18 protein-coding genes are annotated in these 18,983 nt (G+C 31.6%); 9 read left to right on the top strand and 9 right to left on the bottom strand.

Annotation, left to right across the window (positions count from 1 at the left end; genetic code table 11):
- Window positions 1-25: 25 nt before the first annotated feature.
- The 3 genes from AAFU52_RS22395 to AAFU52_RS22385 all read right to left on the bottom strand — a co-directional run bounded on the left by AAFU52_RS22395 (window position 26) and on the right by AAFU52_RS22385 (window position 4,286).
- Window positions 26-916, bottom strand: a complete 891-nt coding sequence (locus AAFU52_RS22395) for a LysR family transcriptional regulator (protein ID WP_438423622.1) — start codon at window positions 914-916, stop codon at window positions 26-28.
- A 262-nt stretch (window positions 917-1,178) separates the two neighbouring features.
- Window positions 1,179-3,413, bottom strand: coding sequence for an NAD(P)-binding protein (locus AAFU52_RS22390; protein ID WP_438423621.1), 2,235 nt, complete (start codon window positions 3,411-3,413; stop codon window positions 1,179-1,181).
- Window positions 3,414-3,425: 12 nt separating this feature from the next.
- On the bottom strand, window positions 3,426-4,286 hold the full coding sequence (locus tag AAFU52_RS22385) for a hypothetical protein (protein WP_024769357.1): 861 nt from the start codon (window positions 4,284-4,286) through the stop codon (window positions 3,426-3,428).
- A gap of 134 nt (window positions 4,287-4,420) precedes the next feature.
- Between AAFU52_RS22385 and AAFU52_RS22380 the strand changes: the two genes are divergently transcribed.
- Both AAFU52_RS22380 and AAFU52_RS22375 read left to right on the top strand, forming a co-directional pair.
- Entirely contained in the window at window positions 4,421-6,454 is a 2,034-nt protein-coding gene (locus AAFU52_RS22380; RefSeq protein WP_438423620.1) for a sensor histidine kinase, read from the top strand.
- 301 nt (window positions 6,455-6,755) lie between these two features.
- Entirely contained in the window at window positions 6,756-7,472 is a 717-nt protein-coding gene (locus AAFU52_RS22375; RefSeq protein ID WP_438423619.1) for a DUF4386 domain-containing protein, read from the top strand.
- Between the two features lie 392 nt (window positions 7,473-7,864).
- On the opposite strand, the gene AAFU52_RS22370 is transcribed toward AAFU52_RS22375, so the two are convergent.
- Window positions 7,865-8,500: a thiamine phosphate synthase gene (locus AAFU52_RS22370; RefSeq protein WP_438423618.1), complete on the bottom strand. Its 636-nt coding sequence runs from the start codon at window positions 8,498-8,500 to the stop codon at window positions 7,865-7,867.
- A gap of 14 nt (window positions 8,501-8,514) precedes the next feature.
- Complete coding sequence (locus AAFU52_RS22365; protein ID WP_024769353.1) at window positions 8,515-9,126, bottom strand: DEAD/DEAH box helicase; 612 nt, start codon at window positions 9,124-9,126, stop codon at window positions 8,515-8,517.
- Window positions 9,127-9,452: 326 nt separating this feature from the next.
- Between AAFU52_RS22365 and AAFU52_RS22360 the strand changes: the two genes are divergently transcribed.
- The 4 genes from AAFU52_RS22360 to AAFU52_RS22345 all read left to right on the top strand — a co-directional run bounded on the left by AAFU52_RS22360 (window position 9,453) and on the right by AAFU52_RS22345 (window position 11,876).
- Window positions 9,453-10,010 (top strand): dihydrofolate reductase family protein, encoded by a 558-nt coding sequence (locus AAFU52_RS22360; RefSeq protein ID WP_024769352.1) that lies wholly within the window; start codon window positions 9,453-9,455, stop codon window positions 10,008-10,010.
- 88 nt (window positions 10,011-10,098) lie between these two features.
- Complete coding sequence (locus tag AAFU52_RS22355) at window positions 10,099-10,662, top strand: TetR/AcrR family transcriptional regulator (RefSeq protein ID WP_438423617.1); 564 nt, start codon at window positions 10,099-10,101, stop codon at window positions 10,660-10,662.
- A gap of 24 nt (window positions 10,663-10,686) precedes the next feature.
- Window positions 10,687-11,118: a hypothetical protein gene (locus tag AAFU52_RS22350; protein ID WP_438423616.1), complete on the top strand. Its 432-nt coding sequence runs from the start codon at window positions 10,687-10,689 to the stop codon at window positions 11,116-11,118.
- Window positions 11,115-11,876 (top strand): hypothetical protein, encoded by a 762-nt coding sequence (locus tag AAFU52_RS22345; RefSeq protein WP_438423615.1) that lies wholly within the window; start codon window positions 11,115-11,117, stop codon window positions 11,874-11,876. The genes AAFU52_RS22350 and AAFU52_RS22345 overlap by 4 nt, the downstream gene beginning before the upstream one ends.
- Window positions 11,877-12,058: 182 nt before the next feature.
- Here the strand turns inward: AAFU52_RS22345 and AAFU52_RS22340 are convergent, their stop codons facing one another.
- Window positions 12,059-12,817, bottom strand: coding sequence for a response regulator transcription factor (locus AAFU52_RS22340; protein WP_024769348.1), 759 nt, complete (start codon window positions 12,815-12,817; stop codon window positions 12,059-12,061).
- Between the two features lie 450 nt (window positions 12,818-13,267).
- On the opposite strand from AAFU52_RS22340, the gene AAFU52_RS22335 reads away from it, so the two are divergent.
- The gene (locus tag AAFU52_RS22335; protein WP_024769347.1) at window positions 13,268-14,917 is read left to right on the top strand and encodes a S41 family peptidase; all 1,650 of its coding nucleotides are present in this window, start codon (window positions 13,268-13,270) and stop codon (window positions 14,915-14,917) included.
- Between the two features lie 228 nt (window positions 14,918-15,145).
- On the opposite strand, the gene AAFU52_RS22330 is transcribed toward AAFU52_RS22335, so the two are convergent.
- A complete protein-coding gene (locus AAFU52_RS22330) occupies window positions 15,146-15,847 on the bottom strand; it encodes a LytR/AlgR family response regulator transcription factor (protein ID WP_438423614.1) in 702 nt (233 codons plus the stop codon).
- A complete protein-coding gene (locus tag AAFU52_RS22325; protein WP_438423613.1) occupies window positions 15,844-16,965 on the bottom strand; it encodes a sensor histidine kinase in 1,122 nt (373 codons plus the stop codon). The genes AAFU52_RS22330 and AAFU52_RS22325 overlap by 4 nt, the downstream gene beginning before the upstream one ends.
- Window positions 16,966-17,168: 203 nt before the next feature.
- Between AAFU52_RS22325 and AAFU52_RS22320 the strand changes: the two genes are divergently transcribed.
- Complete coding sequence (locus AAFU52_RS22320) at window positions 17,169-17,492, top strand: YbjQ family protein (RefSeq protein ID WP_438423612.1); 324 nt, start codon at window positions 17,169-17,171, stop codon at window positions 17,490-17,492.
- Between the two features lie 3 nt (window positions 17,493-17,495).
- Window positions 17,496-18,176 (top strand): CPBP family intramembrane glutamic endopeptidase, encoded by a 681-nt coding sequence (locus AAFU52_RS22315; RefSeq protein WP_024772971.1) that lies wholly within the window; start codon window positions 17,496-17,498, stop codon window positions 18,174-18,176.
- A gap of 99 nt (window positions 18,177-18,275) precedes the next feature.
- Here AAFU52_RS22315 and AAFU52_RS22310 read toward each other — a convergent pair whose 3' ends face one another.
- Window positions 18,276-18,983 (bottom strand): LytR/AlgR family response regulator transcription factor, encoded by a 708-nt coding sequence (locus AAFU52_RS22310; RefSeq protein WP_024772972.1) that lies wholly within the window; start codon window positions 18,981-18,983, stop codon window positions 18,276-18,278.

The raw sequence follows: 18,983 nt of genomic DNA, 5'->3' as shown, positions 1-18,983 counted from the left end.
AAGGTTTTGATACAATTTATAAGCACTATAAGCTTAAAAAATCTTCTTCGAAGCTTGAGATGAAATCATGAATATATTTTCTGTTTCTGTTTAATGTTTTAACAACTAGATAATGATTCCGCTTTAATCCATTTTTACTAATTCTCTTAAAAATAATATCATTTGATAATTTGAACGATTTTAACTGCCATTTTGGTGCACACATGATACCCATATTAGCTTCGATCATTGATAAGGTAATTTCGGTAAATGGAATGGCAGATATCTTCTTAGGATTGATTTTATTAGGTTTCAAAAAATGTTCATATACCGAGACACCTTCCAGAGGAAAGGAATTAATGATTAAATGAACATCAGAAAAATGACTCGCATCCAAATAGTCATAAGAGTTTAGAGGGTTTTCCTGGTGCATTACAGCAAAAATTTCATCGTCATATACTTTAATACTTGTCAATTCTTCAGAAGCTGGTTTTGTAGTCACAATAGCAATATCTATTTCATTAGACAGGACTTGTGATATCGTTTGATATGTTGCTCCTAAAGTTAAATCAATATTAATTTCTGGATATAGAATTCCCATTTTTTGAATAAACCCTGGAATCGCATGAAAAAAAGATTGACATTCTGCACTTAATTTAATAGACCCTCTCGAACCTTCTTTTATATGCTCTATATTACTAAAACTTTCATCTATAGAACTGAAGAGTTTATTTGCTAATTTATACAGCTCTGTACCTTCATCTGTTAGTTCCCACTTATTTCTACTTCTAAGAAATACTTTAAACCCTAAACGTTCTTCTAAATCTCTCAACTGGTGGCTTAATGCCGACTGAGTAAGAAACAAACGCTCTGAAGAATTAGCAAGATTGCCTTCTTCTGCAATTGTTTTTATAAGTCTAAAATATTTTAGTTCCATAATTCAAAGATACAATAGATTCACCATTGCTGTAGTTGAGAATTCTTCAACTATAACTATAAAATCATTCAATCAACTTTCTGGTATGACAGTACTTACTAAAATAATTTTGGCTCAAATAAATATAGAAACCATGCAGAAATTTATAATTGTATTTTCAATATTTTTTAGTATTCCTATTTAGATTATAACTAGCTATAAAAAAGTCGATTAAGAATTTAACCGACTTTTTTTGTACTATGATGAAAAGTATTAAATTTTATTATTTCAATTTCATACCAGAAAAAATTTCAGTTTCGTTTGGTAATTCAAGTTTGTCGCGTACCACTTGACCTGCCTGAAGGCCTGCAATGATAGCACCTTCATAATATCCTACATTAACACCAAAATTAATCCAATCTCCTGTGATAATAAGATTATCAAAACCAGACTCATTAGCTTTAAGGCGGTATTTGTTAGAGCCGGGTAAGGATAATGTGTATCTATCTGTTGGGTTTACATTAGCTCGAAAAAACTGAGTTTTTAGCCTACTATAGTCCGTATTGGCATTTTTCGAAAAATCATGGATTACACTAAACTTCATTCCTTCGGGGTATTCTAGTGTAGTAGCATTCGGGAAAAACCAACCCATCTTATCTCTTAACCATTGTTCTGAAACACGCATAATACGTTCCAATTGCTCGTGGGGATACTTATGATCAGAGAATGGAGGTATCACTTCTGGATCCAGAAATGATCCTGTATAGTATATTAATACCCCGGGTTCATCATCTTTCCAATCTTCATATGGCATTACCTGCGACATATCTATAAAAGAATATTGAGGATCTGCATAAGTCACCAAGTTAGGTAATGACCCTTCAGGAAACCCCCAATCAGGTAAATTCATACCTAACTCTTTTAACGTAGGCTTAATCCATAATTGCATAGACATGGTAGGGATACTTTTAACGTGATTGTACATATTCTGCCATGCCACATTATTATCAATGATTTCCTTGCAAATACCTTCGTTTCCACCTAAAACATCAATAGGTATGCCTAAAACTACATAATCAAAATCCTTATTCTTTTCTAAGGAAACCTGACCCACATTCTCCCAGCCACACCAGGATTCTTCAAGATCATAATGGCCTTCTTTAAGTGCTTTGGCTTGTTGGTCATCTATTTGATCATAAAGCGGTTCTCCTGGCCATACATCTAGATTTTTGAACTTATAAGTAGGGTTATAGGTACCATTTTTTAAGGTGACTTGTTGCGCCATAGATATTTTTTCTATTTCACCAGAACCAGAGTAATGTACCTGTTCAACTTTATGGAAAAACTTGAATTTTATACCTCTGTTTTTAAGGACCAAATAAATTGGAGTGATCATGGTATCTGCAGTTCCTGCTTTGAATTTCCATACGAAAGATCCTTTATAACCTGCAGAATTTGTTAGAAAATGAAGTCCAACTCCAGCTGCCAGACTACCTTGCTGATCAGACCCTGTGAGATTGTGAAACGTTCCTGTATAAAGAAATCTCACCATAGCAGAACTCAACAATCGTTCACTTGCTCCATGGTTTTTGAGCCATTGACGATAATCCAAGTCATTGATACGCTCGTAATCCAACTCATGAGTTTCTGGGTTATATACATCTTCAAATGTTCCCTTCATATTTACAAGTCCGAATTCTACAAATACGGCTAACCAATAGAAGTATTCGTTGTGATCGGCTATCGAATCAATGAGCTTAGTTACCCATTTAGAAAGTAAGTCGAGTAGCTCCTTGATCATAGAGTGATGCTCTTTTCGTTGCGTATCATTGTGATCCTCATTGGTCAGGTTCTCAACCAATTCTGCTACATAATTCAATAGCTTTTCACCCTCATGTTTAAAGAGTTTGCCCTTTACAAACGCTTCAAATTTAGACTTAAAACTAGCCCAAAGCGGATGATGCTCAGGTGTTTTGATTTCTTTAGCAGATTCAGAAGCCATATTTATTAGACTATCCTTGTTTGGATCTGTACCAAACAAAATTTCGGCAACTAGACCTATTGCTTTGTGAATAATGGCCGAAAAGGGTAGGGGTCCACCTTGACCAGGTATATACTCATTAGATGGAAAAATAATATTCTTTTTGATCCATTGATTTGTCTTAGGATCAAAATGGGTGAGTAATGTAGTATCTTCCCGATCAAAAGCTTCATCCCAGGATTTAAAAGGACTATTGGGCATTAGATTATGTTTTTCACATTCCTTATACGAATCTTGTATCAATCGGAATGCATTTTCATACCATCCCTGAGCAATATGAATACCATGCTCTTGAATCCTTTCGTTTGGGCCTCTACCAGTAGCAGTTTTGCCTCCTAGTCTCCAACCCATTTGATAAATGGTGATATCATAATGATCTTGCCAGTTTTCGTAAGAACTAAGCTCATAAGCAGCCGTGAGCGATGACATACCACTGCCTAGTATGGCAATTTTCTTTTTGTTTTGTGAGTTTTGCATTGATTATTAATTTTAAAGAGTATGAATTTTTTTAGTTGTTAATTTTGTATTGAAATGTGTCGAACTGATTTCACTCTGGCCAATCGGGTAGAGAGGTTTGTTATTTTTGATATACTTCAATACTATTGCAGAGTTGTTCCATTTGGCTGCTTCGGTATATAACTCATCTAAGTGTGGTAGGATGAAAAGCTTATCAAAAATGTCTTCAATCAATCCAGTTAGATTATGTGCACGATGAGTAACGTATTTAATATCTTTTTTTGATAATGGGTAATGACTTGGATAAAAGGCTTCGATATCTGTTAGTATAGAAACTGCATGCCCTCGTGGGTTACCAAATATTTTACCTAAAACCCCAAAGTTGACACCTTCAACCATTGATTGAGCATACAATACACGATAAAGCACAATATTGACAAAATATTGCTCGTAAATATTTTCTTTATATGCTAAAGAATCTGCGACTTGATAGCCTGATATAATGCTTGAATTATGAGCCCGATACCAAGTACATTCATTGGGTGTATTGATATAATCAAGCCAAAAAGTAACAGGAGCGGGTAGATCCGGAAATGTCTGCCCCGATTCATTAATTAATTGGGCCAGTGTCGCCAAATACAAAAAATGGCTGCTTACTGCTCTCCACCAAGGGCTACCAGGATGTTGTGCATTCATAGGATTGAGCGTTCCTCTTTTTATTTCCCAGTTAATAAATGCTAATTCAGAATTTCCCAGCCCTTCTTTTCCTTTAATGAAAGGTTCTCCGTATTTTTGATAGAATTCATAACGTAATTTATAGCGACCCTGTGGACTATCAGAGACACGAAGTATAATTCCTTCGGCTTTTTCCTTAAGTATTTCAAGTTTGTTCATATATTAGTAAAAAGGTTTATAAACTTACAAGTAAAATTGTTATATACAAGATATTTTTGGAAATTGAAGTAGTATAATTTATAAAATTTCCTTGTCGAGTAAAAAATGATTTCTCAAAACATTAAACATTAAGAATGACAACTTATTTCAAATATTATTTAAGCTTCTTATTGATTATATTTTTGTCTCCTCTTAGTGTATTTTGTCAAACTACTGTTCTTCTTCATGATTTAACAGAATTGCAGGATATTGGAAAGCAAACCCATTATCTTGAAGATGCTTCTCTAGGACTATCTATCGAAGAAATTAGGAATGATAGCTTTGAGACTAAATTTAAAAAGTATACTCAGGAAACCTTGAATTTTTCTAGTACTGCTTCTGCTTACTGGATAAAACTTAGAGTTACTAAGACTATACCGGATAATTTTTACCTTAATGTTGGTTCTGCTTATATTGATTCTATATCGCTCTATGAATTTGATGAGGAAAACAAACTAATTTCTACCAGGCATACAGGTGATGACTTGCCCTTTAATACCAGAGAAATTGAAGTGGGTAATTATCTGTTTGCTCTTGATTTTGATGTAAATAGTACACGAACTTTTTACCTTAGGGTAAAGAGTCACCAACCCTTGTTTTTTCCTCTTCGAGTTGGAACACTACCCAACTTTTTAGATTATGAGCATGATTTAGACTTTCTGCAGGGGATCTATTTTGGGTTTATGCTGTTGATCTTCCTGTACAACCTCTTTTTGTATTTTTCAACTAGAGAGAGAATATATCTCTACTACATTGCATATGTATTTAGTATTACCTGGTTTATGGCTTCAATATTCGGTTACTTCTTCGAATATTTTTGGCCTAATACTCCTTTCATTAATCAAGTTGTGGTCGTTAGTTCTGGATTAACGATGATTACTGCTACTTTATTTACCCAGAAATTTTTAAACACCAAAGAATCTAGTTCTATTATGCACAAGGGATCTATGGTCTTTCTTGTTATAGGTATTTTGGTATGTGCTCTTGTGTTGCTAGGTTTTAAAATTGAAGGCCTGAAATTAGCGCAAGGAGGATTGCTAATCATGGCATCATATTTTCTCCTCTTAGGTATTCGATTTAAGTTAAAAGGATATCGTCCTGCTAAATATTACTTATTAGCCTGGGGAGCCCTTATCATTGGTATTTGTTTTGCCATTCTCGAGTCTTTAAACCTGACTTTTGTGATGACGTACTTAAATGCGATGCAGATTGGCTCTGCTTTAGAAGTCTTACTGCTTTCATTTGCATTAGGTGATCGGATTAATATGTATAAAAAGCAAAAAGAGGATGCACAATTAGAAGCGCTATTAGCAGCCAAAGAAAATGAAAGGTTAATTCAAGAGCAAAATGTAATACTTGAAAAGAAGGTCAAGGAACGAACCGCAGAGGTCGCCATTCGAAATGAAGAACTAGTAAACCTTAACAAGGAAAAGGATATGCTGGTAAATGTAGTTGCTCACGACCTTAGAACCCCTTTGAGCCATATACGATTATTGATACAATTAATTGATGTCACCTCTTTACACTTGACCGATGATCAAAAATCGTATTTAACCGAAATAGACAACTCGGCAGATCGTCTTTCACAGATGATTGGTCGTATCTTAAACATACACGCTTTAGAGACAAATCGGGTCAAACTAAAGAATCAAATTATTGATTTGGTAGAATTGGTTAACTATGTGGTAAGGTGTTTTCATCTTACCGCCGAGGATAAAGAGATTGAAATGATCGCTACATCACAACCAGGGAGTCACTTTGTAGAAGTAGATAAAAATTATATGATCCAGGTATTAGAAAATTTGGTATCTAATGCCATTAAGTTTTCTGAACGAGGAAGTAAAGTGGCTTTACATGTAAAATCGTATGATGAAAGAACATATGTTGTGGTAGAAGATCAAGGGCCTGGTATTAGCGAAGAGGATCAAAAGAAGCTATTTGGTAGATTTCAGAGACTTAGTGCACAACCTACAGAAGGTGAGGCATCTATTGGGTTAGGATTATCCATCGTGAAAAAATATATCGAATCGATGGATGGCGAAATTCACTGTGAAAGCGAATTAGGTATCGGAACCAAATTTATTATCTCTTTTGAATCTAAAGATCACTTGGAAAAAGCTGAAAATTAATATTCTTTAAAAGTCTCCTAACGAAATCCAAGAATCACAAACTCCACTAATACAATAACAAACTCGTGAACTACATGCTTCTTTAAAAAGATAATGCAATACTTATTGCCTGAAACGACGTGTCTTCTAAGTTTGTCGATGGGATAGGATAGAAGTGGCAACGTGTATGGAATTTATTATGCTAGTAAAATGTACTTGTTTATATAAGATTGTCTAGATAACAAAATCAGTTCATCATAAATGCTATTAGTTTGTGATTATATCTAATATGAAACGAATAATGAAGTAAAAGAGATAAATCATGATAAATAAAACATCTCCACAAACCTATGCGAGAATATGTGGTATCTTATATTTAATAATTATCATCACAGGCATATTGGGACAAATCTTAGTCAGAGGTTCGTTGATCACAACTGGTGATGCTGCATCTACTGTTAACAATTTGGCGACATCTTCTTCTCTTTGGCGTGTAGGAATTGCTGGTGATCTTCTTATGCATGTTTTTGATATTCCAGTTATGCTTATTCTTTATGTATTACTAAAACCAGTAAATAAATACCTTGCTATATTGGGAGTTTTATTCAACATGATACAAACAGCGGTTTTGGTAGCAAATAAATCAATCCTTATTATACCACTAATTTTATTGGGAAATCCTGAATATGTTGAGGCTTTTGGAACTACCCAGTTTAATGCTATGATATATTTGCTTACAGAAATACATGATTATGGTTTTATATTAGGGCTTATATTCTTTGGTTTTGCATGCTTAATTTATGGCTATTTAATTTTCTGGTCAGGCTACTTGCCAAAAATACTTGGTATTATGTTGATTGTTGCTGGTCTCAGTTATTTAGCCAATAGTTTCACCCTTATACTAATCCCAAAATATTACGAAATAGTATTCCTTTTTTTAGTGCTTTGTCTAATCGCAGAGCTCTCACTTTCTTTGTGGTTGATATGTAAAGGGGTCAATATTTCGAAATGGAATGTAGTTAGTCTCTCAGACGAATGATAAAGAAATAAAGTACTAATGTGTCTACCTGTGCTAAACTTATTTCAGTATCATTTTGTTTTGTGTCATTTAACTTCCTAGCCGTATTTTTAGAAGAAAAAAAAGGTTAATGTCTGACATGAATATATCTAAACAAGTCAAGTTTCAAGTAAATATAAGTTTTTAAAACTACTCTTGGGTGTAGTGCTACAGTCGTTTATCGATGTTAGTTTTGTATGCAGTAAAACACTAAAAAATAAGATCTCATGGTGAAATTATTATGGACTCTAATTATATATATACTTTTTTGTTTATCAATCGCATTTGGATAAACTACAGTAGATAAATTCATAAAACAATTAAGTTTTCTAATAGAATTTTCGATCTACTCTTTTTTAAATATCGTTTATATTTTATTTAAATGTGTGGCGTTGCTCTTCTGTTGAAGATGCATTTAGTAGTTGGTTAAATATTCTTATGGTATTAAAATTTTGGGTAATTTCTTCGGATACAGCAATCCCAGAAACACCTGTTTCTAATATGTCTGCAACATCTTCTGTAGTTATACCACCAATACCAATAATTGGTGTTTTAGTTTTTAAGGCTTCCGTAATTGCAGTATAGCCATTTAAACCTAAGCTTAAATCGTCGTTAGTTGTTGTGCTTCTAAAATGCTCTAAACCAATGTAATCCACTTCTTTGCCAATTAATGTTTTGCAATCTTGCAAGGTATTTGCTGTTCCGCCAATAATTTGCCAAGTGTATAAATCCTTTCTTATAGTAGGATAGGAATCTATTTTTCCTAAATGCAGACCATCTGCTTTAACCTCTTTTGCTATTTTATAATGATCTTTAATAATTAATCTGGTTTGAAAATGAGATGTGATTTCTCTAGCTTCTTTGGCTAACTTTAAAAACTTTTTTTCTGAAACATTTTTTAAACATAATTGCACTAATTCTATACCAGATGTACACGCTTTTTGGATGTTTTCCAGATGCTCTTTTGAAGAGTTTCCCTGAGATATATAATGTAGTTTTGGTATAATCATATTAAGGCATAGGTTTAAGTAGTGACCGTTTTAGAGTGCTCCATAAAATAAGACTCAAAGCGTTTTAGTTTTGGATGCATTTTTTCTGAGTATATTACATACTGACATTTTTTAATACTTTGAGTAATCGACATTAGAGCCGTGTATGCAAAATTCTGGATTAAAAACTCGGCATCATCTATGCTAAATATTTTTAATTGAGAGGTACTTACTCCATTTAATAAAAACAACTTGTTCATTGACTTGGGCGTAGAAATAAGAATATCTATACCCATAAAAATTTCTGATTTTTGCACATCAACATGAAGCTGTTCGTAACCCACATAAACTCGTAAGGAGTTATGTTTAGTATAGGCCAAAAAAGCATCATATAATTCCAAGGCTCTTTCCTTATTTTCTACAAGAACAACAGCTCTTGGAGTGTTTCCAACTGCCTCACATTTCAATTTTTGTAAAGTAGTAAGTATAAGCGTCGTCGTTTTTCCGCTATCTTTTGATGCTGTGCAATAGACATTAGCACCACTTTTTATTACAGGAATGCTATTACTCTGAAAAGGAGTTGGTGTTACTATTTCTAGATACTCTAGCTTCTCTTGTATGTTGGAATGTAGTTTTTTAAAAGGCATAGGGATTAAAGAGATAACTGTTTGGGATAAAATTTTATAATAATTATGGCAAATATACTACCTAGAAACGAAATAAATGGACGTAATTACTATTTCTATTTTAGTGCTATATATGTTACTTTACTTTAGAAAAACAATAACTTGTTTATTGAAATTTCTTCTCTAATAGTTTTTTATCTAAAATTACTGAAATAATCTTAGTGCAAGACGACATGGTTGCTTAGTGTATAGAAAGGATAGGAGAGTAGTGTAATGTGTATGAAATTGAAACATATTTTTGTTGTTAAAATTATACAGTGTATATTTATGTCTCTAATTTAGACAATATGAAAGATAAGTGTGCAATAGGCTATGTATTTATGGCCTCAAGTTTAGATGGTTTTGTTGCGAGACAAGACAACTCATTAGACTGGTTAATGAAATATGGCATAGATGAAAATGATAACAGCTTTGAGAAGTTTACTAAAAATATGGATGTATTAGTAATGGGAAGTGGTACGTATAAAACTGTACTTGGTTTTGGCCAATGGCCATATAAGATGCCTGTATATGTTATGAGTAGAACATTAACCCAAGAAAATGTTCCTGAATCATTACAAGCTAGTGTAACAATTAACTCATTAGATCCAAAAAAACTTATGCAGTTTCTTTATGAGGAAGGTCTTAGAAAAGTATATGTAGATGGCGGTAAATTGGTACAATCATTTATTAGTAATGGATTAGTTAGCGAAATCACACTAACACAAATCCCAATTCTCATAGGAAAAGGAAAACGATTATTTGGCGAAATAGAAAGTGATATTGATTTAGAATTAATGAGTTGTAAACCAATGAAATTTGGATTTATACAAAATCATTACAAAGTATTAAATAACGTGAGTTAGATGTAAGACTTTAATTTATAAAAACCATCAAATTGAGACTGAATGGCTTAAATTTTGGTTACATCAAATTCAGGTTAAATAAATAGATATGGCAAATAAGGAATTAGGCAGACCTACAAACGATAAATTAATACTATCAAAAGGTGATATTCTAAAAGAAGCACTTAAGATTCTTGATAAACAAGGAGAAAGTGGACTGTCGTTTAGAAAATTGGCAAAAGCATTTGATGTTACTGCTATGGCTTTAAAGCATCACGTTGGCTCGCGTCAAGAGATAGTTAAAAGCCTTATTGAAATTGTTTATAAGGATGTGAATGATATTTCTAAAACTAACGACTATAAAGAAGCAATAAGAGAGTTATTAGGAAACTATTGTAATTGTGTATTTAAACATCCTAATGTCTCAAAATTATTGTTATCAGACCATTCATTAATTAATCAGGAATTAATTGACCTTACCAATTCTATTAGAAAATATGCTATTACATTAGTGAACGATGAAAATGAAGGTATTCTGTTTGCAGATGTGATTATAGATTATACTCATGGTTTTGCCTTGGCAGCAGCATCCCAAAATGAAAAAACGGATTTAGGAATACTAACCATAAATGACTTTTACAAAGGAATAGATTGGATCCTTGGAAGAATTTAATAAAAACACTATAATTTATCTAGCATGAAAAAACAAATACTATTTCTACTGCTTATAAATTCATTTTTAGGATTAAACGCCCAAAGCAATAATAATATGCTAATCAATCAAACATTTATTTCTATGATTGGATCTGTATGTGAAGAAACTCCTGATGATAACCCTTGTGCAGGTTTAGAGATTTTTTTAGTTCTTAATTTTAAAGAAGACAATGTTTCAATAATAGAAAAAGAAGTTTCTAGCTGTGGTATAGAAAACATAACTTCTATGTTAGATTATAAGTGGAAATTAATCCAAAATCATGAAATTAAAATAGATAATGATCCAAAGGAAATAGAATATGATTTTTTAAAAAACCTAGTAATTAAAGTAGAACAGGGAAAAGTTACTGGGTATATAAAAAGAGGAAATAAAATAACTGATAAAATTGAATTTAAGAAAATCAATATCAAATGAAAAAACATTGCTTAACAAGAATCCTGGTAAAAAAAGTCTTTCTTTTAGCAATAGTGAGCATGTGCAATATCTTAATAGGATCTGCTCAAAATAACAATGCTTTAAGAGTGAGTTTGAAATTATTACAAACTCCGCCAGAATTCCAATTTTCAATGGATAGCACTGGGTTTTCAAAACTTGCAAAACCACAATTCTATTCAGCGATCGCAGATACCGATGTAATTAATATTAATCCCAGGAATATACATTTTGTAGATTTTAATAATGATGGAAACAAAGACATTATTTATCAAGATACGCAGCATTATCTTGCAACAATCTTATTTGTAAATAAGGACAATGATTTTAAAGAAACATGGAGTGGCCCAGGAAAATTAGTGGAAGTTAAACAAGGAGAAGAAACTATTATTTATGTGCTAAAAAACGCTATAGGTTGTGATTACTCTTCACAATTAATTGAACTTATTGTTCATAACGATAACACCATTACTCAAAGCTCGATAACCTATCATTACAATACAACAATTAGGGACACGAATACGATACTAAAACAGAAAAAAATATCAGGAATATTAAGAACACAACCCATTTTAGATAATAAAGATAAAGTAGACTCATGTAGTGGAGATTTGATAAATGGCAATCAATTAAAAACGATAGAAAACAAAATAGTAACGATTATTAAAAAACAAAAAAACTGGTTATTAGTAATATATAAGGAGAAAGACAACAGTAGTATAGGTTGGATTAGAAATTAATTAAACTACATGGTAAGAATCCAAAAAAAATATTTCTCCAGGTAAGGGGGTTAACTATCAGTATGTCTGGTAATTATGCTACTAGGAGCTATTGGTAAATCTAAAAATTTTCTTTGGTTTTGTATGGTTCACGCAGCTATGGATATAACTCGGTTTTTAAACTAGAGATACAATTATAAGCTCTATAATAATTTGTTCATAGTTGCATAAGAAATAGCTTCATAAATATTAGCAACACCTAATTTTTCAAAAAGTTTTTTTCTATGAAATTTTACTGTGTCTGGAGAAATGTAAATTTTTTCTGAAATTTCATTTATAGCATAACCTCTAATAGAGTATTGTAGTATTTCTTTTTCTCTGGTAGAGAGTTCAATTTTTTTCAAAGTTTTCCAACAATCGGTCTCTAAATCATAAGTGATTTTTTTTGTACCGTCTTTTTTAGTAATGATAATGTTACCCGAATTTTGCTGTGTAGACAGCGATACAAAACAAATTGCTTTCCATATTTTGCCGCTTTCTGTTAAAAATAGAGGAGTTAATTTTTGGTTAATTAAAATGATTTTGCCTTCTTCATTTTTTAAATGAAAATCATACGATATACTATATTCTTTTCGCTCTTCAAGAGGTATTTTTTCATAAAAATCAAAACCAATAGTATTTATTTTTAACAGTAATTCCAAATCTTTCTCGGGTACATATTTAAAATAAAAATCATACCCCATTTCTTTAACTTCTATAGCAGAATTCCCACATAAAAATAACGGATTGTCTGATACGTATTCAAATCCTTTTGTCTCATAATCAATTACATATACGCTATTATGTGTAGTTCTTGTAAAAGCTTCTATGGCTTCGAGGTAATTTGCTGTTTGATTGATATCCTTATCTGTAAGATTTCCAACCGTATTTTTAAAAGAAAAAAAAGAATTAGTGTCAGCCATAAATATTTAAATAGATCCTACGACAAATATAAGTTTTTAAAAACTACTCTTGAGTGTAGCTATAAATTCCTAAATAAATACTAAGCAAATAGTACTTTTTTTGAAACTACTCTTGAGTGTAGCTTAAGAACATATAGATACACTTAGTTTTGGCAGTAGAAAACAAAATTAATAACAAGGAAAAATTGGTATCCTAACCCATTGTGTATTTAGGAAAATATTCTGAAAAAGCGTCAATTTCGAGTGTTTTGTTGTAATGACCTCTCGACTGTGCTCGAGATGATGTGAAGACAAAATGTATCAAGAGTAGCTTTTTTTAATCAACAATCCTATTCTGGATACACCATTCGTACCCCACACGGTACTCGAATTGACGGATTTTGATTAAAAAAATACCTAAATGCACAATAGGTTATCCTACTTCTTTTACATTCTAACTAAACAATAATCATGAAAAAAATACTTTTTATACTAAATGTATTACTGTTTCTTCAATTGTCAGCACAAGAAACTTTAAGTTCTGCTCAATGGCAGGAAGATCTTCGATTTTTGCAAAATACCATACATAAAGACTATTCGTTTCTTTTTGTAAAAACAACAAAAGAAGATTTTGATACCGAATTGGAAACATTATACAATGACATTCCTAATCTACAAGAACACGAAATTATTGTTGGGATTTCTCGACTCGTGTCTTTATTCAAATACGGGCATACCTATGTTAGTTTTCATCAAGAACCTTTTGAATTTTCACAATTTCCTTTCAATTTATATGAATTTAATGATGGAATTTATATTCAGGGAACGCACAAGAACTACCCAGAAGCAGTTGGAACAAAAGTCATAGCAATAGAAGGGAAGCCAATTTCAGAGGTTCTAAAAGCAATTGAACCGACAGTAGAAGTAGAGAATTCGCAATATTTCAAAGCCTACGGAATTAATAATATACGATATCCTGAAGTCTTACATGCCCAAAAACTAACAAAAACCCTTCAAAATAAGGTAGCACTTACGTTAGAAAAAAATGGAAAAGTATTTACACAATCCTTTACTGCTATGGGAAAAGGAGAAAGTGTGCCCACACACCGTGGCTATGTACATCAAAATGAAAATTGGTTAGATGCAAGAGATCAATCAACAACACCTTTATATTTACAACACCTAGATAAGGTTTACTTCTCAGAATACTTAGCCAAAGAAAAGGCGATGTATATTAGACATAGTAGAATTAGAGATGAAGCCGAAGAAAGTACCAAAGATTTTTATACCCGTGTTTTTGATGAAATAAAAACTAATGATACCGAGAAATTAATTATTGATTTGCGTCTAAATGGTGGTGGAAATAACTATTTAAATAAGGATGTTATAAAAGGTCTTATTAAAGCTGAAAAGATAAATAAAATAGGAAAGCTATATGTTATTATTGGAAAACGAACCTTTTCTGCTTGCCAAAACCTCGTTAATGAAATAGATAATTATACCAATGTCATTTTTGTGGGAGAACCTACAGCAGAAAATATCAATTTTTGGGGTGATAACCGCCCTGTAAAGTTACCTAACAGTACCATTGATATTTCTTTATCGTATTTATGGTGGCAAGATAAGCCAGCTTTAGAAAATGCAGATTGGATAGCCCCTAGTATTCCTGTTACCATGAGTTTTGATGAGTATGCTAACAATCAAGACCCTGTATTAGAAGCAGTATTAACTTTTAATGCACAGGATTTTAAACCTAAGCCAATGGATTATGTCATAAGTTTGTATTTATCTGGGCAAACACAAAAATTAGCTGAAGAACTTCCTAAAATGATCCAAGACCCACGTTATGCGTTTTGTGATTTTGAGAAAGAGCTAATCAAACTAGGAAACATTTTATTACAAAGTGGTCGAGTACCACAAATTCAGGCTTCCATTCAAGTATTTTCTATGGTTTTAGAGTTATTTCCAAATTCAGCAAACGCTTATAAATATCTAGGGGAATCGTATATTGCAACGGGAGAAACTCAAAATGCAAAAGAAGTACTCAAAAAGGCTATTTCTTTAGATACTGATGGAGAAATTGGCAAAGCTGCTAAAGAGATGCTTAACGAGATTGATTGATGATAAAACATTAAGAAAATCCCTAAATGTAACAAGTGTATAAAATATTATTTCTGTACACTTGTTATATTTTATATCTAAAAAAATTACAACGAACATTAATTTGATATAATATCTATCGATATAATACGCTGGCGTGCACTTATATCTGATATTATATCAAATATGAGGTATCCTGAGCTTGTTGCCGAAGGGATAGAAGAGTAGTAGAATGTGTATGGAAAGTGATTAGTTGTTATATAATTTATTAATATTACTTTTATAAGTAAGTCCAATGGGAACCGTATGATTATCTATTAAAATTTTATTTCTTTCTATAACCTTAATTTTATCTATAGCTATTATAAAAGATTTATGTACTCTTAAAAAGCCTTCATTTTCAAGAAATTTTTCATAATACGATATCTTTTCACGGCTAATAATCATTTCATTTTCTAGATGTAATTTTGTGTAATTACCATAGGCTTCTAAATACAAGATATTACCTGTATTAATATGATGTTGTTTTTTGTTGCCTTTCACAAAAAAATTAAACGATTCCATTTTTGAGGTGATGACGTTTTTTGATACCAAAGAAACTTCATTTTTAACTGCTTTATTAACTGCTTTCACCAAACGGTCAAAGCTAAAGGGTTTTAATAGATAATCGATTACGTTTAACTCAAAGCCTTCAATAGCAAACTCTTTATAGGCAGTAGTTATTATTACTTTGGGAGGATTGGTTAATGTTCTTAAAAAATCTAATCCTTTTAACCTTGGCATGTTTATATCTAAAAACATAAAATCAGCCGTGTTTTCGTTTAGAAACTCTATAGCTTCCATAGCACTATAGCAGCTTTTTACTAATTTTAGATGTGGAAGCATACTGCAATATTCTTCAATAACTTCATGAGCCAAAGGTTCATCATCAATTATAATAAAGGTATTCATATAGAGATTTTTAATTTAGTTTTAAAAACATTTCCTTGTTTTATAAACTCAAGTTTATGTGCTTTTGGATATAGTAAAGATAATCTACGTTTCAGGTTTGTTATTCCTATCCCTTTATGTTTTATCTCAATGTTTTCTTCAAAATTATTTTCAATTAAAAAATAGATAAAGTTATCATCATTCGTTAAGCTCATTTTGATATAAGCATTTTCCGAAACTACTTCAATTCCATGTTTAAAAGCATTTTCTAAAAGATTAATAAATAACAAAGGTGGTATCATTAAACTTTCATCTATTAAATGATTAAATTCTAGTGTTATGGGCTTTTTATAACGAATTTTATGCAATTCCATATAATTTTCTAAATACGCAATTTCGTCACTAATAGAAACCATGCTTTTTTCGCCTTCATAAATGGTATAGCGCATCATTTCAGATAATTTTAAAATTACTTCAGGCGCTTGTTTTGAATTTTTTAAAGTAAGGGCATATAGATTGTTTAAGGTATTAAAGAAGAAATGAGGATTTAATTGACTTCGTAAATGTAGTAACTCTGCTTGGGTTTGTTCGTTTTTTAATCGAATAGTACTATAAAGGTGGCTAATTAAAACTTCTATTAGAAAAACAAATAGAAAGATGAAGTAATAAGGGTCTAAAATTTCTCCAAAGGGCTGGTATTGATATAAAACAGAAACGATTAAAAAAACGGTAACTGCTATAAAAAACATACGAAAAAAAAATCGTGGTAATCCCCATTTTTTTATGATATAACTACCATTTCTATATCTAAAATCAAAATATACATGCACATATAGAAACATTAATGACTCTGCAAAAAAAAGCAAAAGTAGCATCCTTTTTGGGTATGATTCAGTACTACCAGAAATACAAACTACAGTTAAAAGTATAAGAACTATTGTCTTATTATATTTTAACCATGGATTTTTTTTTTGCAGAGCTTTCACCTTCAAAAATAATATGGTGAAACCAAAATAAATTGATGTTAGTAGCAATAGTCTTCCGGTATTCCCTAAATCGTTCATTATTGCTAATACGCCAAATACGATGCAAAAAAGTACGTAAATACTATACATATCATGTTCAAAAGTCTGCTTCATAAAGAACAATAATACTTAAATAATACTAAATGGAAATATAAAATGGCCAACATATAGTATTGAAGTATAAACAGCATAAAAAATGACATGAACTATAGCTTGAACTCATTCTTAATATATGTGATTTAAAAACTTAGACGTATGTCATATTATTTTTTGATAGCAAGTTCATTTATATAAGTTAGCTGAAAAATAGAAATAATATGATAGTATGCACAACAGAAAACATTCCTAATAAAGAGATTATAGAGGTTATAGGAATTGTTAAAGGAAGCTCCGTTAGAGCACGTAATTTAGGTAGAGATGCTGTCGCATTAATTAAAAATGTGGTTGGTGGTGAGATTGATGAATATACTAAACTATTAAATCAATCAAGAGAGCAAGCCATAGAACGATTAATTACCCAAGCTACTAATTTAAATGCTGATGCTGTGATTAATATTCGATTTTCTACAGCTATGGTTGTACAAGCTACATCGGAAATACTGGCTTATGGTACTGCTGTAAAATTCAAAAAACAAGAATAAATTATGGTTACAACAGCAAATGAACCAAATTCAAAAAACTATCTATTAGACTTGGTTATTTACATAGCAATTATGTTTTTAATTAGGGAAACATTTATTCCTAATACGCATTATCTTGTAACTGGTTTTTTATATTCTGGCACTACCTTAATAGTAGCAACTTGGTTAATGAAAAGAAGAGGTGTTACTTGGAAATCTATCGGATTACGAAGACCTAAAAACATTAAAAAAACGTTTTTAAGAGCAGGTGTAATTTTTATTACCATAATAGCCACATTACTCATTTTTAATCTTATTCAAGATTCTCTTTCGGTCGTTAAAGAGAGTAGTGAGGCAGCTAAAGGTACTCATACAGGACACTCATTGAGAAATGGAGATTATGGTTACTTTTTCTCTATCATCATTTTTGTATGGATACAATCTGCTTTAGAAGAGCTTTTAGAACGTGCTTTTTTAATTACTTGGATAGAAAAATTTTTGAGAAAAATACCGTTCAGAACAGCAATAGCAATTATTATACAAGCCTGCATTTGGGGATTTAGGCATTCATATGATATTTCTGAGCGTTCTATATCGGTTGCGCTAATCGGAATTATTATGGGCATTGCTTATGTGAAGCTCAATAGAAATTTATGGCCTGTCATAATAGCCCATTGCGCTATGAATACTATGTCTATGATATAAAAGACATGATTCCTGAGTTATCGCACTAAGCTTGTTTACACTGAGCCTATCGAAATGCTGAAGTACTGTCGAAGGGTGACAATTAACAGTCGAACACTATTAATTCTTAATTGACTTAATAATTTCTTTATAGGAGGCACCAATCGGGATTTCCATACCGCCAAGTAAAACAACATCTTTTGCAGTTAAGGAAGCAATTTTTCTGGTGTTAATAATATAGGAACGATGAACCCTCAAAAAATAAGAAGGTAGCTTTTGAACAAAAGAACTTATTTTATCTTTTGTAATTATGATGTCGTTTGCAATATGTATTCTCACATAGTCTTTAATGCTATCTATAAACAGAATGTCGTTAAACTCTATTCTAATCATCCTTTTATTTGAATTAACAAAGATGTGATCTAATGTCTTATCCACCTCTGATGATTCTTGGGAGGTGGATGGGGTTGTTGTATTCAATGCCTTGTATTTATTGATAGATTTATAAAATCGAATAAAAGATATTGGCTTTAATAAATAATCAATGATATCCAATTCATAACCTTCCAAAGCATATTCTCTGTAGGCTGTTGTTAATATAACTTTTGGTTGTATACTCGTATTTTTTATAAAGTCGATACCTGTAACCACAGGCATTTGGATATCTAAAAACAATAGATCAATGGTAGCATTTTGAAGAAAATGTCCAGCTGTTATAGGGTTATCAAATGTAGATACAAGTTCAAGGTCTGGTATTTCCATTATGTGTTTTTCAAGTACTCTAATGGCTAGCGGCTCATCATCTACGACCATACATTTTATTCCCAT

Source organism: Aquimarina macrocephali, from assembly GCF_051627225.1.
GTDB lineage: Bacteria > Bacteroidota > Bacteroidia > Flavobacteriales > Flavobacteriaceae > Aquimarina > Aquimarina macrocephali.
Note: the sequence above shows the minus strand (reverse complement) of the source record. Positions and strands in the feature narration are given on the sequence as shown.